Origin of the sequence: Pseudomonas sp. NY15354 (assembly GCF_048068075.1) — a bacterium.
Lineage (GTDB): Bacteria > Pseudomonadota > Gammaproteobacteria > Pseudomonadales > Pseudomonadaceae > Aquipseudomonas > Aquipseudomonas guariconensis_C.
The window spans coordinates 319885-341665 of the sequence record NZ_JBLUPV010000002.1; the positions used below are offsets into that span (position 1 = coordinate 319885).

The 21781-nt window shown below is 63.6% G+C and carries 25 protein-coding genes; 14 read left to right on the forward strand and 11 right to left on the reverse strand.

Translation table 11 applies throughout. The features are described 5' to 3' along the window. Window position 1 precedes the first annotated feature (1 nt). Window positions 2-217, reverse strand: coding sequence for a 50S ribosomal protein L31 (gene rpmE, locus ACNFCH_RS03330; RefSeq protein ID WP_023378219.1), 216 nt, complete (start codon window positions 215-217; stop codon window positions 2-4). A 170-nt stretch (window positions 218-387) separates the two neighbouring features. Between rpmE and ACNFCH_RS03335 the strand changes: the two genes are divergently transcribed. From ACNFCH_RS03335 to ACNFCH_RS03345, 3 genes are all read left to right on the forward strand, one after another. Continuing rightward, the gene (locus ACNFCH_RS03335) at window positions 388-2607 is read left to right on the forward strand and encodes a primosomal protein N' (RefSeq protein ID WP_416742229.1); all 2220 of its coding nucleotides are present in this window, start codon (window positions 388-390) and stop codon (window positions 2605-2607) included. 181 nt (window positions 2608-2788) lie between these two features. Further along, a complete protein-coding gene (gene argS, locus ACNFCH_RS03340; protein ID WP_416742230.1) occupies window positions 2789-4525 on the forward strand; it encodes an arginine--tRNA ligase in 1737 nt (578 codons plus the stop codon). Between the two features lies 1 nt (window position 4526). Further along, window positions 4527-5234 (forward strand): SPOR domain-containing protein, encoded by a 708-nt coding sequence (locus tag ACNFCH_RS03345; protein ID WP_337156870.1) that lies wholly within the window; start codon window positions 4527-4529, stop codon window positions 5232-5234. Between the two features lie 43 nt (window positions 5235-5277). On the opposite strand, the gene ACNFCH_RS03350 is transcribed toward ACNFCH_RS03345, so the two are convergent. Next, the gene (locus tag ACNFCH_RS03350) at window positions 5278-5694 is read right to left on the reverse strand and encodes an NINE protein (protein ID WP_070091962.1); all 417 of its coding nucleotides are present in this window, start codon (window positions 5692-5694) and stop codon (window positions 5278-5280) included. A 167-nt stretch (window positions 5695-5861) separates the two neighbouring features. On the opposite strand from ACNFCH_RS03350, the gene ACNFCH_RS03355 reads away from it, so the two are divergent. Beyond that, the gene (locus ACNFCH_RS03355) at window positions 5862-6491 is read left to right on the forward strand and encodes a C40 family peptidase (protein ID WP_070571717.1); all 630 of its coding nucleotides are present in this window, start codon (window positions 5862-5864) and stop codon (window positions 6489-6491) included. Between the two features lie 161 nt (window positions 6492-6652). Here the strand turns inward: ACNFCH_RS03355 and ACNFCH_RS03360 are convergent, their stop codons facing one another. Beyond that, window positions 6653-7651 (reverse strand): PilT/PilU family type 4a pilus ATPase, encoded by a 999-nt coding sequence (locus ACNFCH_RS03360; RefSeq protein ID WP_337156871.1) that lies wholly within the window; start codon window positions 7649-7651, stop codon window positions 6653-6655. A gap of 66 nt (window positions 7652-7717) precedes the next feature. Here ACNFCH_RS03360 and ACNFCH_RS03365 point away from each other — a divergent pair, with 66 nt between their 5' ends. From ACNFCH_RS03365 to ACNFCH_RS03405, 9 genes are all read left to right on the forward strand, one after another. Further along, window positions 7718-8404 (forward strand): YggS family pyridoxal phosphate-dependent enzyme, encoded by a 687-nt coding sequence (locus ACNFCH_RS03365; protein WP_196162407.1) that lies wholly within the window; start codon window positions 7718-7720, stop codon window positions 8402-8404. 38 nt (window positions 8405-8442) lie between these two features. Continuing rightward, window positions 8443-9261 carry a pyrroline-5-carboxylate reductase gene (proC, locus tag ACNFCH_RS03370; protein ID WP_337156872.1) on the forward strand — a complete coding sequence of 273 codons (819 nt, stop codon included), beginning with the start codon at window positions 8443-8445 and terminating at the stop codon, window positions 9259-9261. Window positions 9262-9271: 10 nt separating this feature from the next. After that, window positions 9272-9859, forward strand: coding sequence for a YggT family protein (locus ACNFCH_RS03375; protein ID WP_196162406.1), 588 nt, complete (start codon window positions 9272-9274; stop codon window positions 9857-9859). An 87-nt stretch (window positions 9860-9946) separates the two neighbouring features. Continuing rightward, entirely contained in the window at window positions 9947-11086 is a 1140-nt protein-coding gene (gene metX, locus ACNFCH_RS03380) for a homoserine O-succinyltransferase MetX (RefSeq protein WP_337156873.1), read from the forward strand. A 7-nt stretch (window positions 11087-11093) separates the two neighbouring features. After that, the gene (metW, locus tag ACNFCH_RS03385) at window positions 11094-11714 is read left to right on the forward strand and encodes a methionine biosynthesis protein MetW (RefSeq protein WP_070091969.1); all 621 of its coding nucleotides are present in this window, start codon (window positions 11094-11096) and stop codon (window positions 11712-11714) included. Window positions 11715-11744: 30 nt separating this feature from the next. Continuing rightward, on the forward strand, window positions 11745-12179 hold the full coding sequence (locus ACNFCH_RS03390) for a DUF4426 domain-containing protein (protein ID WP_337156874.1): 435 nt from the start codon (window positions 11745-11747) through the stop codon (window positions 12177-12179). After that, window positions 12176-12772 carry an RdgB/HAM1 family non-canonical purine NTP pyrophosphatase gene (gene rdgB, locus ACNFCH_RS03395; RefSeq protein WP_337156875.1) on the forward strand — a complete coding sequence of 199 codons (597 nt, stop codon included), beginning with the start codon at window positions 12176-12178 and terminating at the stop codon, window positions 12770-12772. Before ACNFCH_RS03390 ends, rdgB begins: the two co-directional genes overlap by 4 nt. Next, window positions 12769-13956 (forward strand): radical SAM family heme chaperone HemW, encoded by a 1188-nt coding sequence (gene hemW, locus ACNFCH_RS03400; protein ID WP_416742231.1) that lies wholly within the window; start codon window positions 12769-12771, stop codon window positions 13954-13956. Before rdgB ends, hemW begins: the two co-directional genes overlap by 4 nt. A gap of 9 nt (window positions 13957-13965) precedes the next feature. Then, the gene (locus ACNFCH_RS03405; RefSeq protein WP_196162401.1) at window positions 13966-14292 is read left to right on the forward strand and encodes a DUF3392 family protein; all 327 of its coding nucleotides are present in this window, start codon (window positions 13966-13968) and stop codon (window positions 14290-14292) included. 192 nt (window positions 14293-14484) lie between these two features. On the opposite strand, the gene trmB is transcribed toward ACNFCH_RS03405, so the two are convergent. The 4 genes from trmB to ACNFCH_RS03425 all read right to left on the reverse strand — a co-directional run bounded on the left by trmB (window position 14485) and on the right by ACNFCH_RS03425 (window position 16739). Further along, the gene (gene trmB, locus ACNFCH_RS03410) at window positions 14485-15207 is read right to left on the reverse strand and encodes a tRNA (guanosine(46)-N7)-methyltransferase TrmB (RefSeq protein ID WP_416742233.1); all 723 of its coding nucleotides are present in this window, start codon (window positions 15205-15207) and stop codon (window positions 14485-14487) included. 9 nt (window positions 15208-15216) lie between these two features. Further along, on the reverse strand, window positions 15217-16011 hold the full coding sequence (locus tag ACNFCH_RS03415) for a thiazole synthase (protein WP_043208630.1): 795 nt from the start codon (window positions 16009-16011) through the stop codon (window positions 15217-15219). 52 nt (window positions 16012-16063) lie between these two features. Then, the gene (gene thiS / locus ACNFCH_RS03420) at window positions 16064-16264 is read right to left on the reverse strand and encodes a sulfur carrier protein ThiS (protein ID WP_070092029.1); all 201 of its coding nucleotides are present in this window, start codon (window positions 16262-16264) and stop codon (window positions 16064-16066) included. 103 nt (window positions 16265-16367) lie between these two features. Next, window positions 16368-16739 carry a DUF423 domain-containing protein gene (locus ACNFCH_RS03425; RefSeq protein WP_337156878.1) on the reverse strand — a complete coding sequence of 124 codons (372 nt, stop codon included), beginning with the start codon at window positions 16737-16739 and terminating at the stop codon, window positions 16368-16370. Window positions 16740-16803: 64 nt separating this feature from the next. On the opposite strand from ACNFCH_RS03425, the gene mtgA reads away from it, so the two are divergent. Next, the gene (gene mtgA / locus ACNFCH_RS03430) at window positions 16804-17502 is read left to right on the forward strand and encodes a monofunctional biosynthetic peptidoglycan transglycosylase (protein ID WP_416742234.1); all 699 of its coding nucleotides are present in this window, start codon (window positions 16804-16806) and stop codon (window positions 17500-17502) included. 107 nt (window positions 17503-17609) lie between these two features. Here mtgA and rpoH read toward each other — a convergent pair whose 3' ends face one another. From rpoH to ftsY, 4 genes are all read right to left on the reverse strand, one after another. Continuing rightward, window positions 17610-18464, reverse strand: a complete 855-nt coding sequence (gene rpoH / locus ACNFCH_RS03435) for an RNA polymerase sigma factor RpoH (RefSeq protein ID WP_416742235.1) — start codon at window positions 18462-18464, stop codon at window positions 17610-17612. A 112-nt stretch (window positions 18465-18576) separates the two neighbouring features. Beyond that, entirely contained in the window at window positions 18577-19602 is a 1026-nt protein-coding gene (gene ftsX / locus ACNFCH_RS03440; protein WP_337156880.1) for a permease-like cell division protein FtsX, read from the reverse strand. Continuing rightward, window positions 19599-20270, reverse strand: coding sequence for a cell division ATP-binding protein FtsE (gene ftsE, locus ACNFCH_RS03445; RefSeq protein ID WP_196162395.1), 672 nt, complete (start codon window positions 20268-20270; stop codon window positions 19599-19601). Before ftsE ends, ftsX begins: the two co-directional genes overlap by 4 nt. After that, a complete protein-coding gene (ftsY, locus tag ACNFCH_RS03450) occupies window positions 20267-21775 on the reverse strand; it encodes a signal recognition particle-docking protein FtsY (RefSeq protein ID WP_416742236.1) in 1509 nt (502 codons plus the stop codon). The genes ftsE and ftsY overlap by 4 nt, the downstream gene beginning before the upstream one ends. Between the last annotated feature and the right edge of the window lie 6 nt (window positions 21776-21781).

Consider the following 21781-nt stretch of genomic DNA (forward strand, 5'->3'; position numbering starts at 1 on the left):
ATTACTTCTTGGTACCGAACATACCGAAGCGATCGGCGAACTTCTGTACGCGACCACCGGTGTCCAGAACTTTCTGCTTACCAGTGTAGAACGGGTGGCACTGGGAGCACACGTCGATCGCCAGCGGCTTGGCCAGGGTCGAACGGGTTTCGAATTTGTTGCCGCAGCTGCAGGTGACTGCAACTACTTCGTAGTTCGGATGAATATCTGCTTTCATGGTCACTTCCTCGAGCTGCGTGCCGCCACCCAACACCAATTGTTGAATACCGCACGTAATTAGGCGGCGAATAATACCAGAGCAAGGCGCCAGCGCAAGTTGTCGCGAGCACCGACCGTCGTCTGCTAGTCTCGCGGGATTTGCGAACCTCCCATCCAGAGACCTCCCGCGTGTCCGACGTCATCCTGCGCCTTGCCCTGCCCTCGCCTTTGCGTCGCCTGTTCGACTACAGGGCGCCAGCGAGCATGGCCCGCCAGTCCCTGACGCCCGGCATGCGCATCCGCGTGCCGTTCGGCCGCCGGGAGATGATCGGCGTGCTGGTGGAGGTCTGTGACAAGAGCGAAGTACCTGCCGACAAGCTCAAGCCCGCCAGCGCCCTGCTCGACCCGGTTTCACCGCTGCCGCCAGCACTGTTCAAGCTGTGCCTGTGGACCGCGCAGTACTACCAGCACAGCCTGGGCGACACCTTGAACTGGGCCCTCCCCACGCTGCTGCGCCAAGGCGAGCCGGCCGAGATGCGCCAAGAGCGGTTTTGGCATGTCGCCCCCGGCGCCCGCCTGGAGGATCCGCGCATCGCACGCGCGCCGCGCCAGCGTGACGCCCTCAAGGCTCTGGCCCAGCATCCTCACGGCGTCGCCCATAGCGTGCTGGCCAAGTTGGGCCTGAGCAAGGACAGCCTCGACCTGCTGTTGGCCAAGGAGCTGGTTCAGGTAGAGGTCCGCCGCCATCTGCCCGCGCCACGTCATGAGCACTGGCTGGCACAGCCGGAACTGCCGCTGAACGAAGAACAACTGGCCGCATTCGACGCCGTGCGTTCGGGCTTTGGCGCCTTCCATGCGTTCTTGCTGGCGGGGGTGACCGGCAGCGGCAAGACCGAGGTCTACCTGCAGTTGATCCGCGAAACCCTCGAGGCCGGCAAACAGGCGCTGATCCTGATTCCGGAGATCAACCTTGGCCCCCAGACCCTGGCGCGCTTCGAGCAACGCTTCAACGCCCGCATCGCCTTGCTGCATTCGGCGGTCGGCGATCGCGAACGCCTGGACGCCTGGCTCGCCGCCCGCGACGGCGAGGCCGACATCATCATCGGCACCCGCTCGGCACTGTTCACGCCGATGAAGAATCCTGGGCTGATCATCATCGATGAGGAGCACGACGGCTCCTATAAACAGCAGGAAGGCCTGCGCTACCACGCCCGGGACCTGGCCGTGGTCCGCGCCCACCAGGAAAACATCCCTATCTTGCTGGGCTCGGCCACGCCCTCGCTGGAAAGCCTGCACAACGCCCACAGCGGTCGCTACGGCCTGCTGCGCATGAATCAACGCGCCGGCGGCGCCCGCCCGCCACGCTATCTGCGCCTGGACGTGCGCAGCCTGCCTCTGGACAGCGGCATCAGCGGCCCGTTGCAGCAGGCCATCCGCCAGACCCTTGAGGCGGGCCAGCAGGTACTGGTGTTCCTCAACCGACGCGGCTTCGCGCCGACACTGCTGTGCCATGATTGCGGCTGGCTGTCCGAATGCCCACGCTGCGATGCCCGCATGACAGTGCACCAGCGCTCCGGCGTGCTGCGCTGTCATCATTGCGGCTACGACGAACGCCTGCCCCACCAGTGTCCGCAGTGCGCCCATGTCGACCTGCGCCCGGTAGGCGCGGGCACCGAGCGCGCCGAGGAGCGCCTGAAAGTACTGTTCCCGGAGTACCCCATCCTGCGGGTCGACCGCGACAGTACATCGCGCAAGGATGCGATGCACAACCTGTTCACCACCATCCAGCGTGGACAGCCCAGCATTTTGGTCGGCACCCAGATGCTAGCCAAAGGTCATCACTTCCCCCGGGTGACGCTGGTGGCCATCCTCGACGCCGATGGCGGCCTGTTCTCCGGCGACTTCCGCGCCAGCGAACGCATGGCGCAGCTGATCGTTCAGGTCGCGGGCCGCGCGGGGCGTGCCGAGGAGCCCGGCAAGGTGATCATACAGACTCACCTGGCCGAGCATCCGCTGCTGGTGCAACTGACCGAGCAAGGCTACTTCGCCTTCGCCGAGCAGGCCCTGAGCGAACGGCGCGCGGCCGGCCTGCCGCCGTTCTCCCACCTCGCCCTGCTGCGCGCCGAGGCGCACAAGCCAGGCCAGGCCGAGGGTTTTCTGGATGAAGCCTGCAGCGCCGCCGAGCGGTTGCTGGCCGAACACAATTTGCAGGGTATCGAGCTGCTCGGCCCGGTACCTGCGCCCATGGAGCGTCGCGCGGGACGTTTCCGCGCGCAATTATTGCTCCAGGCCAATGCCCGGGCGCCCTTGCATCGACTGATCAGCGCCTGGTTGCTAGTGTTGGAGCACATGCCATCCGGACGTCAGGTGCGCTGGTCGCTGGATGTGGATCCGGTCGACCTGTATTGAGCGCGAAGCTGCACGCTACAAGCAAAGGCAGAGCGCGCACTATCGCGCTCTTTCTTGCAGCTCGAAGCGCTCAGCTTGCCGCTCAAAGGTTGGCAATACGCCCCCGGGAACGGATAATGCCCAGTTTTTCCACCTGCGCATCGAAGCGCCCCACCGCGCTTGCGGTCGAAAAGAGAACGCCATGAAAGACACCATTCGCCAGCTCATCCAGCAAGCCCTCACCCAACTCGTCACCGACGGCGTGCTGCCTGAAGGGCTGACGCCGGCGATCCAGGTGGAAAACGCCCGGGACAAGACCCACGGCGACTTCGCCAGCAACATCGCCATGATGCTGGCCAAGCCAGCCGGCATGAAGCCACGCGACCTGGCTGAAAAACTCATCGATGCCCTGCCGGCCAGCGCCGACATCACCAAGGTCGAAATCGCAGGCCCAGGCTTTTTGAATTTCTTCCAGAACACCCAGGCCCTGGCCAACCGCCTGGACGCCGCCCTGGCGGACGATCACTTGGGCGTGCGCAAGTCCGGCCCCCGCGAAAAAGTCGTGATCGACATGTCGGCACCGAACCTCGCCAAGGAGATGCACGTCGGCCACCTGCGCTCGACCATCATCGGCGACAGCGTCGCACGCGTGCTGGAGTTTCTCGGTGACCAGGTGATCCGCCAGAACCACGTGGGCGACTGGGGCACCCAGTTCGGCATGCTGCTGGCCTACCTGGAAGAGAACCCGATCACCAGCGACGAGTTGTCTGACCTCGAAAACTTCTACCGCGCGGCGAAGAAGCGCTTCGACGAGTCCGAGGACTTCGCCACCCGCGCCCGCGGCCTGGTGGTCAAGCTGCAAGCCGGCGACCCTGAGTGCATGGCGCTGTGGACCCGTTTCAAGGACATCTCACTGTCCCACTGCCAGAAGACCTACGAGCTGCTCAACGTCAAGCTGACCATGGCCGACGTAATGGGCGAGAGCGCCTACAACGGCGACCTGGCCAACGTGGTCGCCGACCTGAAAGCCAAGGGCCTGCTGGTCGAGGACCAAGGCGCCCAGTGCGTGTTCCTCGAGGAATTCAAGAACGCCGAAGGCGAGCCGCTGCCGGTGATCGTACAGAAGGCCGATGGCGGCTACCTCTACGCCACCACCGACCTTGCCGCCGTGCGCTACCGCAGCAACGTGCTCCAGGCCGACCGTGCCCTGTACTTCGTCGACCAGCGCCAGGCTCTGCACTTCAACCAAGTGTTCGAAGTGGCGCGCCGCGCAGGTTTCGTCGGCCACCCGATGCAGATGGAACACATGGGGTTCGGCACCATGAACGGCGCTGACGGTCGTCCGTTCAAGACCCGTGACGGCGGCACCGTCAAACTGATCGACCTGCTCACCGAGGCCAAGGAGCGTGCCTATGCCTTGGTCAAGGACAAGAACCCGAGCCTGTCCGAAGACGAGCTGCGCCACATTGGTGAAGTGGTCGGCATCGGTGCGGTGAAGTACGCCGACCTGTCCAAGCACCGCACCAGCGACTACAGCTTCAACTTCGAGCTGATGCTCAACTTCGACGGCAACACCGCGCCCTATCTGCTGTATGCCTACACCCGCGTGGCCAGCGTGTTCCGCAAGCTGGGCAAGGGCTTCGACGAAGTCGAGGGCAGCATCGTCCTGCAGGCGGCCCATGAGCAGGATCTGGCCGCACGCCTGGCGCAGTTCGGCGAAGTACTCAACAACGTCGCCGACAAAGGCACCCCACACGTGCTGTGCAGCTATCTGTACGACATCGCCGGTCTGTTCTCCAGCTTCTACGAGAACTGCCCGATCCTCGCGGCCGAAACCGCCGAACAGCAGCAAAGCCGCCTGCGCCTGGCCGCCCTGACCGGCCGCACGCTCAAGCAAGGCCTGGAACTGCTCGGCCTGGAAACCCTGGAGCGCATGTAAGTTGGCTGCCAAGAAAAAACCCGCCCCCAAGCGTGGCGCCAGCCGCAACCAGGCACCGGCCAAGCAGCCGATTCCGGGTTGGATCTGGCTGGCGGTCGGCCTGACCGTAGGCGCTTTCGTCGTCTTCCTGATGAAGCTCGAGCCGGGTAGCGAAGACATCAAGCGCGCCAAGCCTGAGCAGCAAAAACCCGCCAAGGTCGCCGAAGCCAGCAAGACCACTGCCCCGACAACGCAGCAGCCGGTCAAGCCGAAGTACGACTTCTACACCTTGCTGCCGGAGTCGGAAGTCATCGTGCCACCGGAGGCCGTACCGGAGAAAACCCCACCGGTGCCAGCCCAGCCAGTGCCGCCGGTCAAGCCGGTGACACCCGCGGAGGCGGCGAAGATCGATACCGCCCGCGCCCAGGCAGCCCTGCTGGGGCAGACACCTCCGCCTGCGCCACCGGTGATCAAGCCCGCGGCGACCACCACCTTCTTCCTCCAGGCGGGCTCGTTCCGCAAGCAGGCCGATGCCGACAAGGTTCGCGCGCAGATCATCCTGCTCGGCCAAGCGGTCAAGGTGGAGTCCGGGACGGTGAAAGATGAAACCTGGTACCGCGTCCTGGTCGGCCCGTTCAGCAACCGTGAGCAACTGACGGTGGCCCAGAAGCAATTGGCCGGGGCTGGGTTCAGCAACCTGCTGCTCCAACAGCGCCAGACCCGCCAGTAACGAAAAAGGCCTTGCCGCTCGATGCGACAAGGCCTTTTTTCTGTCAGCGGCGCTGGGCGTTGACTTGGGAAATCTGGCTGTTGAGGGTCCAGAAGTCGTACAGCACGCCGATCAGGAACAGGCCACCGGTGAGCAGGTAGATCAAAGCGCTGATCCATTTGCCCAGGTACAGCCGGTGTACGCCGAAGATCCCGAGGAACGTCAGGAAGATCCAGGCCAGGTTGTAGTCCACCCGTCCGGACTGGAAGCGCATGTCCGCCTCGCGGTCCATCGACGGAATCAGGAACAGGTCGATCAACCAGCCGATACCGAGCAGGCCCAGGGTGAAGAACCAGATCGTGCCGGTGATGGGTTTGCCGTAGTAGAAGCGGTGAGAGCCGGTGAAGCCGAAGATCCACAAGAGGTAGCCAAGGACCTTGCTGTGGGTGTCGTGCAGCTCACCCTGTTGATAACCGTTCATGCTTGTCCTCCGTGGGTTAGCAAAAAATTTTCTAACGGAAAATGTGACTTTTCCGCGGGAAGCCGACGTATGGTACCCGCGCAATCGACCAACGGAGCAAAAAACCACCCGAAGCTGTTATAGAGTTGCGCGCCACAGCCAACACATACCTAAAAAGAGCTTCAACTATGCCGCCTTTGTTCAAGACATGGCTGACCCTCTGCCTATTGTTGCCCCTGGCCGCCCACGCCACCAATCGTGAGCAACGTCTTCCCAATGGGTTCACCGGCTATACCACCAACGCCTCGGTGAAACACGCGCCGGTCAAGTACAGCACCTTGCGCGCCCGCCCGAGCAATGCCGCCAAGGCCTCGAGCAACCTGCCCGTCGTGGCCATGTCGGCCAAGCAGAGCAGTAATGTACTCAGCCGCGCAGTGAATGTACTGGGCACGCCCTATCGCTGGGGCGGCAGCAGCCCGAGCAAGGGCTTCGACTGCAGCGGCCTGGTCAAGTATGCCTTCACCGATGTAGCCGACGTCGACCTGCCGCGCACCTCCAACGCCATGGCCCAAGGGCATGGTGTCAAAGTTGCAAAGAGCGACCTCAAGCCGGGCGACCTGATCTTCTTCAACATCAAGAGCCGCCGGGTCAACCATGTAGCCATCTACTTGGGCAATGATCGCTTCATCCACGCGCCGCGCACCGGCAAGCGGGTGAGCATCGACACTCTGAGCAAGCCGTACTGGCAGAAGCATTACGTGGTCGCCAAACGCGTGCTGCCCAAAGAGCAGCAGACCCTGGCCCTGGCCAAGCGCTGAGCTGTCCAGCGGTGGGGTCCAACCCGTGCGAACCGCCTGACATCGCCGGGGCTGCTGCGCAGCCCATTCGCGGTTAAACCCCACAAGGACCGCGCCAGCGCTTGAGCAGCACAGAACCTGTGGGAGCGGGTTTACCCGCGAATGGGCCACCAGATTCAAACTCAACCTGACGCGATCACCCCTGCCCCCTGCAGCCGCTGCATCGCCATCTCCATCGTCTTCATCCCCGCCGTCGCACCGGTCTGCATCACCGAATGCAACTGCGCCATGCGACCTTCCCGGATCAGGTTACGCACGGCAGGCGTCGCCACCAGTACTTCCCTGGCCGCCACACGCCCGCCACCCATTCGCTCGACCAATGTCTGCACCACCACCATGCGCAGCGACTCCGCCAGCATGCCCCGCACCAAAGCCTTTTCCTCCGGGGCGAACACCTCCACCAGGCGGTCGATGCTGTTCACCGCCGAGCGGGTATGCACCGTCGCCAGAACCAGATGTCCGGTTTCCGCAGCGCGCAGGGCCAGGCGGATGGTTTCCAGATCACGCAGCTCGCCGATCACGATCACATCCGGGTCCTGGCGCAATGCACTGCGCAGACCCTGGGCAAAATCGCGGCAGTCGCGGCCGATCTCGCGCTGGTTGACCAGGCTACGCTGGCCGCTGTGGATAACTTCGATGGGGTCTTCGAGGGTGATGATGTGCAGCGCCTGCGTTCGATTGAGCTGATCGATCAGGGCCGCCAGGGTCGATGACTTGCCGCTGCCGGTCGGACCTCCGACTAGCACAAGGCCATCGCGCCACTGGGCAATAGCTTGAAACACTTCCCGCAGGTCCAGCTCATCCAGGCTGGGAGCACGAGACGGCAGCAACCGCAGGCTTACCCCCGGCCCGTGGTGCTGGCGATACAGATTTGCCCGGGCGCGCACGGCGCCTGGCAGCGTCAAGGCGATATCCAGCTCATCGCCCAGCGCCCACTGCCGGCGCTGAGCCTCATCGAGCATGGGCGCAAACCCTTCGCTCAAGGTCGCAGCCGCCAAAGGTGGCAGATCCAGCCGCTGCAGCGCGCCATCCAGGCGCAGCACCGGCACTTCGCCCGACGCCAGGTGCAGGTCGCAAGCGCCCGCAGCCACGGCCCGGGCCAACAGGTCGGTCACATCCATGAGACTCCCCAAAGGCCATCAAGCAGGTAGAATGCCGCAGACCACTGAGCCGTCGGCATCGATTCCATGTCCACCATAGCAGACAACCTGTCCGCCCTCGCCGCTCGCATCGACAGCGCGGCCAAGGCTGCCGGACGCGATCCCGCCAGCATCCAGCTGCTGGCTGTGAGCAAGACCAAACCCGCCAATGCCGTGCGCGAAGCCCACGCCGCCGGCGTGCTCCACGTTGGCGAGAACTACCTCCAGGAAGCGCTGGCCAAGCAGGAAGAATTACGCGACCTGCCCTTGACCTGGCACTTCATCGGCCCCATCCAGTCGAACAAGACCCGTGCAATCGCCGAACATTTCGACTGGGTACACTCCGTGGACCGTCTGAAGATCGCCCAACGCCTGTCCGAGCAACGCCCTGCCGGCCTGGCACCGCTGAATGTCTGCCTGCAGGTGAACGTCAGCGGCGAGGACAGCAAGTCCGGCTGCCTGCCAGCCGATGTGCCAGCCCTGGCCAGCGCCATTGCCGGCCTGCCAGGCCTGCGTCTGCGCGGCTTGATGGCGATTCCCGAACCCACCGAGGACCGTGTCGCCCAGGAAGCGGCCTTCGCCACCCTGCGCCAGTTGCAGGAGGGCCTGGGGCTAGGCCTGGACACCTTGTCCATGGGCATGAGCCATGACCTGGAAGCTGCCATTGCACAGGGAGCGACCTGGGTCCGCATCGGTACCGCCCTGTTCGGTGCCCGCGACTACGGACGCCCCTGATTCCATGCTTTACTCACTCTTTCCTTCAAGGACCTGACATGAGCAAGACACGTATTGCCTTTATCGGCGCCGGCAACATGGCCGCCAGCCTGATCGGCGGCCTGCGTGCCCAGGGTCTGGACGCCGCGCAGATCCGCGCCAGCGACCCGGGCGCCGAGACCCGGGCCAAGATCCAGGCCGAGCACGGCATCGAAGCCTTCGAAGACAACGCCCAGGCCATCGCCGGTGCGGATGTGATCGTCCTGTCGGTCAAGCCGCAGGTGATGAAGGCCGTGTGCCAAGCTCTGCAGCCTAATCTGGCGCCTGGTCAACTGATCGTCTCCATCGCCGCCGGCATCACTTGCGCCAGCCTGCAAGCCTGGCTCGGCCCACGCCCGGTGGTTCGCTGCATGCCCAATACCCCGGCCCTGCTGCGCGAAGGCGCCAGCGGCCTGTATGCCACTGCCGAGGTATCGGCCGAGCAACGCCAACAGGCCGAGCAACTGCTGCGCGCCGTAGGCACCGCCCTGTGGCTGGACCAGGAGCAGCAACTGGATGCCGTCACCGCCGTCTCCGGCAGTGGCCCGGCCTACTTCTTCCTGCTGATCGAAGCCATGACCGCCGCCGGCGAGAAACTTGGTCTGCCACGTGAGACCGCCTCGCAGTTGACCTTGCAGACCGCCCTGGGCGCTGCGCGCATGGCCGTCTCCAGCGACGTGGACGCCGCCGAGCTGCGCCGCCGCGTGACCTCGCCGGCCGGCACCACGGAAGCGGCGATCAAGTCGTTCCAGGGCAATGGCTTCGAAGCCATCGTCGAACAGGCTCTGGAGGCCGCGGCAAAACGTTCCGCCGAGCTGGCCGAGCAATTGGGCAAATAAGGAGCTGTCGATGAATGCACTGTCCGGCGCCATGATTTTCGTGGTGCAAACCCTGGTCAGCCTGTACCTGGTGATCGTCCTGCTGCGCTTCGTGCTGCAACTGGTCAAGGCCGACTTCTACAACCCACTGAGCCAGTTCGCGGTGCGCGCCACCCAACCGCTGCTCAAGCCGCTGCGCCGTATCATTCCCAGCATTGGCGGCCTGGACACCTCATCCCTGCTGCTGTCGGTCGCCATCCAGGCGCTGCTGATGGCCTTCGTGATGATGTTCGTCCCCGAAAACTACAGCCCGCTGCAGGTGGTGATCTGGGCGATCATCGGCGTGACCTCGCTGTTCCTGAAGATTTTCTGGGTGGCGATGATCGTCATGGTGATCGTCTCGTGGGTCGCGCCCAACAGCCACAACCCCGCCGCAGAGCTGGCCTACCAGATCAGCGAGCCGGTGCTGGCGCCGTTTCGCAAGCTCATCCCCAACCTCGGCGGGCTGGATATTTCGCCGATCTTCGCCTTCCTGGCGATCCAGGTGATCCAGTCCTACGCCATGCCTGAACTGGCCATGCGCGTCTACATGCCCGAGATCCTCTGGCGCATGATCTGACCCCGGCGTTTCCAGCGGCAAGCCTTTGCTTGCCGCTGGGGATAGCGCTCTTTAGACTTACGCCTCCGTCAAGCGTGAGCAGGGTCGATGTCCACTGTCTTTCCCGAAGATTCCGTTGGTCTGGTAACACCGCAAATTGCCCGGTTCGATGAACCGCTGGCGTTGGCCTGTGGCCGTTCGCTGGCCAGCTACGAGCTGATCTACGAGACCTATGGCACCCTCAACAGCACCGCCAGCAATGCCGTGCTGATCTGCCATGCGCTGTCCGGCCATCATCATGCCGCAGGCTATCACGCCCCCACCGATCGAAAACCCGGCTGGTGGGACAGCTGCATCGGCCCCGGTAAGCCGATCGATACCAATCGTTTCTTCGTGGTCAGCCTGAACAACCTCGGCGGCTGCAACGGCAGCACGGGCCCGAGCAGCATCAACCCTGCCACCGGCAAGCCCTATGGCGCCGACTTCCCGGTACTGACCGTCGAAGACTGGGTGCACAGCCAGGCGCGGTTCGCCGACCGCCTCGGCATCCAGCAGTGGGCGGCGGTGGTCGGCGGCAGCCTGGGCGGCATGCAGGCCCTGCAATGGACCATCAGCTACCCTGAGCGCGTTCGCCACTGTGTGGACGTCGCCTCGGCACCCAAGCTCTCGGCACAGAACATCGCGTTCAACGAAGTCGCCCGCCAGGCCATCCTCACCGACCCCGAGTTCCACGGCGGCTCGTTCCAGGACAAAGGCGTGGTGCCCAAGCGTGGCCTGATGCTGGCACGCATGGTCGGCCACATCACCTACCTGTCCGACGACTCCATGGGCGAGAAATTCGGCCGCGAGCTCAAGAGCGACAAGCTCAACTACGACTTCCACAGCGTCGAGTTCCAGGTCGAGAGCTACCTGCGCTATCAGGGTGAAGAGTTCTCCGGGCGCTTCGATGCCAACACCTACCTGCTGATGACCAAGGCGCTGGACTACTTCGATCCGGCCGCCACTCACGGAGGTGACCTGGCGGCGACGCTGGAGCATGTCACGGCGGACTACTGCATCATGTCGTTCACCACCGACTGGCGGTTCTCGCCAGCGCGCTCTCGGGAAATCGTCGATGCCCTGATGGCGGCGCGCAAGAACGTCTGCTATCTGGAGATCGACTCTCCTTATGGGCACGATGCCTTCCTGATCCCCACGCCTCGCTACATGCAAGGTTTCGCGAACTACATGAACCGCATCGCCATCTGAGGACAGCATGAGAGCCGACCTGGAAATCATCCACGACTGGATCCCCGCCGGCAGCCGGGTACTCGACCTGGGCTGCGGCAGCGGCGAGCTGCTGGCCTCGTTGCGCGATCGCAAGAACGTCACCGGCTACGGGCTGGAGATCGACGCCGACAACATCGCCGCCTGCGTGGCCAAGGGTGTCAACGTCATCGAGCAGGACCTGGACAAAGGCCTGGGCAACTTCGCCAGCAACAGCTTCGACGTGGTGGTCATGACCCAGGCCCTGCAGGCCGTGGAGTACCCCGACCGCATCCTCGACGAAATGCTGCGCGTGGGCCGTGAGTGCATCATCACCTTCCCGAACTTCGGCCACTGGCGATGCCGTTGGTACCTGGCGACCAAGGGCCATATGCCCGTCTCGGACTTCATGCCGTACACCTGGTACAACACGCCGAACATCCACTTCTGCACCTTCGCCGACTTCGAGGACCTGTGCCACGAGCGTCGGGCCAAGGTGATCGATCGCCTGGCGGTAGACCGTCTGCACCGTAACGGGTGGGCAGGCCGGCTTTGGCCTAATCTTCTAGGAGAAATCGGTATCTATCGCGTCAGCAGCCGGGGCCTGCAGGAACATCGGGTCGCGGTCTGACTTCTAGCCCCCTCACTGGAGGATCGCACCATGCGTCGCCTTGGACTTTTTTTGATCAGCCTATGCCTGGCCTTGCCAGTACTGGCTGCAGACCCCGCCAGGCCGGAGCGCAAGGAAGTCTTCGGCGACGTCACGGTCCACTACAGCGCCTTCACCTCGAGCATGCTGCAGCCGGATGTGGCCGCAGCCACGGGCCTGACCCGCAGCAAGAATCAGGGTGTGCTCAACATCGCCGTGCTCAAGGCCGGCAAGCCAGGCATGGCCGTGGTCAGTGGCACCGTCAAAGACCTCACCGGGCGCAGCAGCCCGTTGTCGTTCAAGCAGATCAACGACCAGGGCGCGGTGTACTACATCGCCCAGTTCAAGATCGACCAGGCAGAAACCCTGACCTTCGACCTGAATGTCGAGACCGGCGGTGTCAGCCACAAACTCAGCTTCAACCAGGAAGTGTTCCCAGGCGAATGATGAATTTCCAGCAACTCGTATTGGCCAGCCATAACGCCGGCAAACTCAAGGAACTCCAGGCAATGCTCGGTGAATCCGTGCAACTGCGTTCGATCGGCGAGTTCAGCCAGGTCGAGCCGGAAGAGACCGGCCTGTCGTTCGTCGAGAACGCCATCCTCAAGGCACGTAACGCCTCACGCATCTCCGGCCTGCCGGCACTGGCCGACGATTCGGGCCTGGCGGTGGACTTCCTCGGCGGCGCACCGGGCATCTACTCGGCGCGCTACGCCGACGGCAAGGGCGATGCGGCGAATAACGCCAAGCTGCTCGAAGCGCTTCAGGATGTGCCCGCCCAAGAGCGCGGCGCGCAGTTCGTCTGCGTGCTGGCCCTGGTGCGTCACGCCGATGACCCGCTGCCGATCCTGTGCGAAGGGCTGTGGCATGGCAGCATCCTGTTCGAGGCCAGCGGTGAACATGGGTTTGGCTATGACCCACTGTTCTGGGTCCCTGAGCGCAAGTGCTCCAGCGCCGACCTCAGTCCTGTCGAAAAAAACCAGCTCAGCCACCGCGCCCGCGCCATGGCCCTGCTGCGCCAACGTCTGGGCCTGGCATGACCGAAACGCTGTCCACCCAGCCGCGTCAGCCCGACGCGGCGGGTTTCGTTACGCTCCCGCCCCTGGCGTTGTATATCCATATCCCATGGTGCGTGCGCAAATGCCCTTATTGCGACTTCAACTCCCACGCTGCCGGCCCTGAACTGCCGGAAGACGCCTACGTCGATGCCCTGCTGACCGACCTCGACCAGGAAATGGCCGCGGTACAGGGGCGCCCCATCAGCTCGATCTTCTTCGGCGGCGGCACCCCAAGCCTGTTCAGTGCCAACGCCCTGGGGCGCTTGCTACGCGGCGTGGAACAGCGCATCCCGTTCGCCTCCGACATCGAGATCACCCTGGAGGCCAATCCCGGGACCTTCGAGCAGGAGAAATTCAAGGCGTACCGGCAAACTGGCATCAATCGCCTGTCCATCGGCGTACAGAGCTTCCAGCCTGCGAAACTCCAGGCCCTGGGACGCATCCACAACGGCGACGAGGCGATCCGCGCAGCAGACATGGCACGCGCCGCCGGTTTCGACAACTTCAACATGGACCTGATGCACGGCCTGCCTGATCAGTCCCTGGACGATGCCTTGGCCGACTTGCGCCAGGCCATCGCGTTGGCGCCGACACACTTGTCCTGGTACCAGCTGACGGTAGAGCCGAACACGGTGTTCTGGAACCAGCCGCCGGAGCTGCCCGAAGACGACATCCTCTGGGACATCCAGGAGGCTGGCCAGGCCCTGATGGCGGCAAACGGCTTCCAGCAGTATGAAGTCTCGGCGTATGCGCAGCCGGGGCGCGCCGCCCGCCACAACCTCAACTATTGGCGCTTCGGCGACTTCATCGGCATCGGCGCCGGGGCCCATGGCAAACTGACCTTTGCCGACGGCCGCATCCTGCGAACGTGGAAGACCCGCGCGCCAAAGGACTACCTGAACCTCGCCAAGCCGTTCAAGGCCGGCGAAAAGCTGCTGCCGGCGCAGGAGCTGCCGTTCGAGTTCCTGATGAACGCCCTGCGCCTGACCCAGGGCGTGGAAGCCGAACTGTTCACCCAGCGTACCGGCTTGCCCCTGTTGCAGTTGGCAGAGGCCCGGCGCGAGGCAGAACGAAAAGGCCTTTTGCAGGTCGAACCGGATCGGTTGGTGGCCACACCACGGGGCCAGTTGTTCCTCAATGACCTGTTGCAGTATTTCTTGACCTAAGGATGACCCATGGATTTGGTACTTGACCTGCTCGCGACCGTCTCCCGCTGGAGCCGCAGCAACCTGTCGGAGATTTCCCTGGCGTTGGTGGGCTGCCTGCTGGTGCTGTTCGGCACCGACATCAAAGGCTGGGTGGAACAACGCCTGGGCGGTCTCGCCGGCGCCCTGCGCGTACCTTTCATGGCCTTGCTGGTGATGATCGGCAGCGGCGCGGCACTGATCTACGCAACGCCTTGGGTGGTGAAGGGCTTGGCCCAGTTCAACAACTATGCCCTGGCGCCGGTGCTACTGGTGGTGCTGGTGTTGATCGGCGTAGTGGCTGATCGGCGGGGATGACAGGCTGAATGTGACCATTGGATTGACGCACTCCCAAGCAGCCCCTAAGATTTTTGAGCACGCGAGAGCATCCAATGAAATACCGCAGGGCAATGGCTCTCAACCATGAACCTGCAAATAAAAAAACCGCCCTTCTAAAGGCGGTTTTTTTGCGCCTGCAGTTCTGCAGGCATTCACGACTCAAACCCCGAGTCAGTCGACCTTCTCGAACTTCAAATCCCACACCCCATGCCCCAGTCGCTCGCCACGGCGTTCGAACTTGGTGATCGGACGTTCCTCTGGGCGCGGTACATAGGTGCCGTCGGCTGCCTGGTTGCGGTAGCCCGGGGCGACGCTCATCACCTCCAGCATGTGCTCGGCATAGGGTTCCCAGTCGGTGGCCATATGGAACACGCCGCCTACCTTGAGCTTGCGACGCACCAGCTCAGCGAACTCCGGCTGGACGATGCGGCGCTTGTGGTGGCGTGCCTTGTGCCATGGATCGGGGAAGAACAGCATCAGGCGGTCGAGGCTGTTGTCGGCTACGCAGCGGTTGAGCACTTCAATGGCATCACAGTCATACACCCGCAGATTCTTCAGGCCCTGGGTCAGCACGCCATTGAGCAGCGCGCCGACACCGGGACGGTGCACTTCGACACCGATGAAGTCCAACTCTGGCGAGGCTGCGGCCATTTCCAGCAGGGAATGGCCCATGCCGAAACCGATCTCCAGGGTGCGCGGCGCCGAGCGCCCGAACACCTGGTCGTAGTCCACCGGGCTGTCGGCCAGGGGCAGGATGAACAGCGGACCGCCCTGCTCCAGACCACGTTGCTGGCCTTCGGTCATGCGCCCGGCGCGCATCACGAAGCTCTTGATGCGGCGGTGGGGACGCGCTTCGCCGTCGGTGGTGATCGGCGTTTCTTGCGATTCAGTCATCAGAGGCTCTTACTTGATCAGACCTTCCAGCGGCGACGAGGCGCTGGCATAGAGTTTCTTCGGCATGCGCCCGGCCAGGTAGGCCATGCGACCGGCGACGATCGCGTGCTTCATGGCTTCTGCCATCAGCACCGGCTGCTGGGCATGGGCGATGGCCGAGTTCATCAGCACCGCCTCGCACCCCATTTCCATGGCGATGGTGGCGTCGGAAGCTGTACCCACGCCTGCATCGACCAGAACCGGCACTTTGGACTCTTCCAGGATGATCTGCAGGTTGTAGGGGTTGCAGATACCCAGGCCAGTGCCGATCAGACCTGCCAGTGGCATCACCGCGATGCAGCCGGCTTCGGCCAGTTGGCGGGCGATGATCGGGTCGTCGCTGGTGTAGACCATCACGTCGAAACCGTCCTTGACCAGCACTTCGGCGGCCTTGAGGGTCTCGATCACGTTCGGGAACAGGGTTTTCTGGTCAGCCAGGACTTCCAGCTTGACCAAGTTATGGCCGTCGAGCAGTTCACGGGCCAGTCGGCAGGTGCGCACGGCTTCGACCGCGTCATAGCAACCGGCGGTGTTCGGCAGGATGGTGTAGCGATCTGGAGGCAGCACGTCGAGCAGGTTCGGCTCGCCCGGGTTCTGGCCGATGTTGGTCCGGCGCACGGCGACGGTGACGATTTCGGCACCCGAGGCCTCGATGGCCAGGCGGGTCTCTTCCATGTCACGGTATTTGCCGGTGCCAACCAGCAGGCGCGACTGGAAAGTGCGCCCGGCCAGGGTGAAGGGCTTGTCGCTACGAACGTTGCTCATCGTGGATCCTCGGGAAAAGGTTGCGGGACTTGCAGGTGAATCACCGGGCGGATCAGCCGCCACCGATGGCATGGACCACTTCGACCTGGTCGCCTTCACTGAGCTGCGTGCTTTCGTGCTGGCTACGCGGGACGATATCCAGGTTCAGTTCCACCGCCACCCGGCGACCAGCGAGCTCCAGCCGACCCAGTAGGGCCGCGACGCTCTCGCCATCGGGCAATTCGTAAGGTTCACCGTTCAGTTGAATGCGCATGCGCACGGCCACCATTGTGCTTTGGGGGTCGGCATTCTAGCCCTGATCCGCACTTCAACCCAAGGCCAGCCGACGCCATTAGTCGCGATTGTGGACCACTTGGTCAGCTCAGGCGCCATGCCGCCAGGCCCAGGCACAGCCAACCGGCCAGAAAGCACAGCCCGCCGATGGGCGTGATGATGCCGAGCTTGCCCAGGCCACTGAGGGTCAGCACGTACAAACTACCGGAGAACAGCACGATCCCCACGGCGAACAGACCACCGGCCCAACCGATCAACCGACCTGGCAGGTGCACCGACAACAGCGCGACACCCAGCAGCGCCAGGGCATGCACCAGCTGATAGGTCACACCGGTATGGAAGATCGCCAGGTAGTCGGCCGTCAGCCGATTCTTCAGACCGTGGGCGGCGAAGGCGCCCAGACCGACGCCGGTGAAACCGAAGAAAGCGGCGAGCATCAGGAAGCTGCGAAGCATGGGACGACTCCTCGAAAGGGGTCTGTATAATGGCCCGTTCCAACGGTCCGGCCAAGCCATCACCATGTTGTCATCCCTTATCCGTCGCCTCGCCCGCGCCCTGCTCTGGTTCGCTGCCGGCAGCATCGTCGTGGTGCTGGCCCTGCGCTGGATCCCGCCACCGGGCACGGCGCTGATGGTCGAGCGCAAGGTGCAATCCTGGGTCAACGGCGAGCCGATCGATCTTCAGCGTGAATGGACGCCTTGGGAGCGGATCTCCGACGATCTCAAAGTGGCGGTGATCGCCGGCGAAGACCAGAAGTTCGCCAGCCATTGGGGCTTCGACCTGCCAGCGATACAGGCTGCCCTGGCCTACAACGAACGCGGAGGCAAGATCCGGGGGGCCAGTACCCTGACTCAGCAGGTCGCCAAGAACCTGTTCCTCTGGTCCGGTCGCAGTTGGCTGCGCAAGGGCCTGGAGGCCTGGTTCACTGGGTTGATCGAGCTGTTCTGGTCGAAGGAACGGATTCTCGAGGTCTATTTGAACAGCGCCGAATGGGGTAAGGGGGTGTTCGGCGCACAGGCCGCTGCCCGCTATCACTTTGGTGTCGATGCCAGCCGCCTTTCTCGCCAGCAGGCCGCTCAACTGGCCGCTGTACTGCCCAGCCCGTTGAAATGGAGCGCCAGCCGGCCCAGCGCCTATGTGGCCAGCCGCGCCGGGTGGATTCGCCGGCAGATGAGCCAATTGGGTGGGCCGAGCTACCTGATGCAACTGCGCCCTTGATTTCGCGGGCCGCGACGGCCCATCGCGACGAGCCCACTTCTACAAAAGCCAAAAGAAAAGCCGCTTGCCCAAAGGCAAGCGGCTTTTCGAGTACGGCCAGATCTTGATCAGATCGTGATCAACGCCTTGACCTTGTTCATTGCGTTCTTTTCCAGCTGGCGAATCCGCTCTGCCGAAACGCTGTACTTGTCCGCCAACTCGTGCAGGGTCGCTTTTTCCTCGGCCAGCCAACGCTGGTAGAGAATGTCGCGGCTGCGCTCATCGAGCCCCTGCAAGGCAACATGCAGGTTGTTGGTGGAGTTGTCACTCCAGTCCGCGTCTTCCAGTTGCACCGCCGGGTCGTAGCGATGGTCTTCCAGATAGTGCGCAGGCGATTGGAAGGCGCTGTCGTCATCGGCCTCGGCGGCCGGGTCGAAGGCCATGTCCTGGCCACTCAGCCGGCTTTCCATCTCGCGTACTTCACGGGGTTCGACGCCCAGGCTTTCGGCCACGCGATGAACTTCTTCATTGTTCAACCAGGCCAGACGCTTCTTCTGGCTGCGCAGGTTGAAGAACAGCTTGCGCTGGGCCTTGGTGGTAGCCACCTTGACGATGCGCCAGTTGCGCAGGATGAACTCATGGATTTCGGCCTTGATCCAGTGCACCGCGAAGGACACCAGACGCACGCCCATTTCCGGGTTGAAACGCTTTACCGCCTTCATCAGGCCTACGTTGCCTTCCTGAATCAGGTCAGCCTGGGCCAACCCATAGCCTGCATAGCTACGGGCGATATGTACGACGAAACGCAGGTGGGCCATCACCATTTGCCGAGCGGCCTCGAGATCCTGCTCGTAGTAGAGACGCTCAGCCAGTTCACGCTCCTGCTCGGCCGTCAGCAGGGGAATGCTGTTGACCGTGTGCACATAGGCTTCCAGGTTTGCACCAGGAACCAGGGCATATGCAGGTTGCAACGAATTGGTCATTCAAGAACCTCCGACTTACTAAACTCGCGCCTTGTGGGCACTGCCAACATTGACCGGAAACCACGAAACAAGTTCCCAGAATGGTAAAAAAGTCAATGCTGGCGCAAAAACATTATCGTGGTGCCAGCTCGTTCAGGTGACGAGCGACCGCGATCCACGCACCGATATACCCCAACAGTACAGCACCGATCAAGAGCGAAAGTCCATCCGCCCCTGGCACACCTGCCAGGGCGAAGTCGCTCCCGTACAGCCCGGAAAGGTCGACGACCGCGTCGTTGAGCCAGTCCAGCGAGAAGGCCAGGATCCCCCACGCCAGCACACCGGCACCCAGGCCGTAGAGCGCGCCCATGTAGAGGAAGGGCCGACGCACATAGCTGTCGGTGCCGCCGACCAGCTTGATCACTTCGATCTCGATACGCCGGTTCTCGATATGTAGACGAATTGTGTTACCGATTACTAACAGCAGCGCCGAAATCAGCAGAACGGCCAAGCCGAAGACGAACCGGTCACCCAGCTTGAGGATCGCCGCCAAGCGCTCGACCCATACCAGGTCCAGTTGTGCCACTTCGACCCGCGGCAATTCCGACAGACGTTGGCGCAAGGCCTCCAAGGCCGGCTTGTCGACCTCTGTCGGGGTCACCACCACCACGCCAGGCAATGGGTTGTCCGGCAGCTCGCGCAGGGCCTCGCCCAGGCCGGACTGCTGCTGGAACTCTTCCAACGCCTGCTCGCGGCTGACGTACTGGGCGTCGGCCACGCCCGGCATGCCTTTGATTTCGTCGCGCAGGGCTTCGCCTTCACGGCTGCCGGCATCGAGCTTGAGGTACAGAGAGATCTGCGCGGCGCGCTGCCAGGAGCCTCCAAGCTTCTCGACATTCTTGAGCAGCAGCGACAGGCCCATGGGCATGCTCAGGGCCACGGCCATCACCAGGCAGGTGAAGAAGCTGCCAATCGGCTGCTTGCCCAGGCGGCGCAGGCTGTCGACCAGACTGGCGCGGTGGCTCTCCAGCCAGGCGTGCAGCAGGCTGCGAAAGTCCGGGCCGTCGTCGTCGTGACCGCCGCGCTGCTTGGACGGCTGTGGATCGGCAGCCTTCGGCGCGACGCGCTCGGATACCTTCGGCGTACGTGTAGTGCTCATTGCCCGGCCTCCCCATCGCCGATCAGACGACCGCGCTGCAGGGTCAGCATGCGGTGCCGCATGCGCGCGATCAGCGCCAAGTCGTGACTGGCAATCAATACGGTGGTCCCCAGGCGGTTGATGTCCTCGAACACGCCCATGATTTCCGCGGCCAGGCGCGGGTCCAGGTTACCGGTCGGTTCGTCGGCCAGCAGCAAGGCCGGCTGGTGAACGATGGCGCGGGCGATCCCCACGCGCTGCTGCTGGCCCGTGGACAGGTCAGCTGGGAACAGATCGCCCTTGTCGCTCAGCGACACACGCTCCAGGGCCGAGTCCACGCGCTTGGCGATCTCAGGCTTGGACAAGCCGAGGATCTGCAGCGGCAACGCGATGTTGTTGAAGACCGTGCGATCGAACAGCAGCTGGTGGTTCTGGAACACCACGCCGATCTGCCGGCGCAGGAACGGAATCTGCGCATTGCTGATCTGTCCCAGGTCCTGCCCGGCCAGCAGCAGCTTACCGCTGGTCGGACGCTCCATGGCCAGCAGCAGGCGCAGCAAGGTGCTCTTGCCTGCGCCCGAGTGCCCGGTGACGAACAGGAACTCGCCCCGGCGCGCCCGGAAGCTCAGCTCATGCAAGCCCACATGGCCGTTGGGATAGCGCTTGGCAACCTGTTCGAATCGGATCATGGGTGCTCCCGCTCGGCGAACAGGGCTTTGACGAACGGCTCGGCCTCGAAGGTGCGCAGATCGTCGATGCCCTCGCCGACACCGATGAAGCGGATCGGCAGGTTGAATTGCTTGGCCAGGGCGAAGATCACCCCACCCTTGGCGGTGCCGTCCAGCTTGGTCAGGGCAAGGCCTGTCAGCTCGACGCTCTGGTTGAAGTACTTGGCCTGGCTGATGGCGTTCTGGCCGGTACCGGCATCGAGCACCAGCAGCACCTCGTGGGGCGCCTCTGCATCGAGCTTGCCGATCACCCGACGGACCTTCTTGAGCTCTTCCATCAGGTTGTCCTTGGTGTGCAGGCGACCGGCGGTATCGGCGATCAGCACATCGACACCACGGGCCTTGGCGGCCTGCACGGCATCGAAAATCACCGATGCGGAATCGGCACCGGTGTGCTGGGCGATGACCGGGATCTGGTTGCGCTCACCCCACACCTGCAATTGCTCCACCGCCGCGGCGCGGAAGGTGTCGCCAGCGGCCAGCATGACCTTCTTGCCTTCGAGCTGCAGCTTCTTGGCCAGCTTGCCGATGGTGGTGGTCTTGCCGGCGCCGTTGACGCCTACGACGAGGATCACGTACGGCTTGTTCTGGGACTGGATCTGCAGCGGCTGCTCGACTGGGCGCAGCAGGGCGGCCAGTTCTTCCTGCAGCGACTTGTACAACGCATCGGCATCGGCCAGCTGTTTGCGGGCGACCTTCTGCGTCAGGTTCTGGACGATGACCGAGGTGGCCTCGACGCCGACATCGGCGGTCAGCAGGCGCGTCTCGATCTCGTCGAGCAGGTCGTCATCGATGGCCTTCTTGCCCAGGAACAGGCTGGCCATGCCTTCGCCAATGCTGGCGCTGGTCTTGGACAGGCCTTGCTTGAGACGGGCGAAGAAGCCGGGTTTGGCGGCTTCAGCGACAACCGGGGCGGGCGCGCTGACCGGCTCAGGCTCGGGCTCACGTGGTGCCGGTGCTGGCTCGACGAGCGCGTTGGGCGCCTCGGGTGCGGGCACCGGAGCCGGTTCGACCGCCGGGCGCTCAGGAATGACCGGCGGGGCCTTGGGCTCCAGGTCCGGCACCAAGGCCACGGGCTCTTCGGCAACCGGCAGCACCAGATTGCTCACCGGTGCCACAGGCGCCACCACTGGCGGTACAGCCTGGACAGGCGTGGACGCGACAGGCTCCGGGGTGGGCGCCTGCAGCGGCATGGACGCGACCGGCTCAGGCTGCGGGGCCTGCAACGGCTCGGAAGCGACCGGCTCAGGAGCTGGTGCTGCGATGACAGGGGCTACGGGCTCGACCGGAGCAGCCTCAGGCTGCTCGACGGGGGCCGGCGGCGCGACCGGCTCTGCGGCCTGCGGCTCAGGGGCTTGCGGCTGTTCGGCGACAGGTTGCTGCGGCTTCTTGCGAAACCAGCTGAACAGGCCTTTCTTTTCACCAGCCTCTGCCGGCGCTTTTTTGTCGTCGTTGGAACCAAACATGGAAGA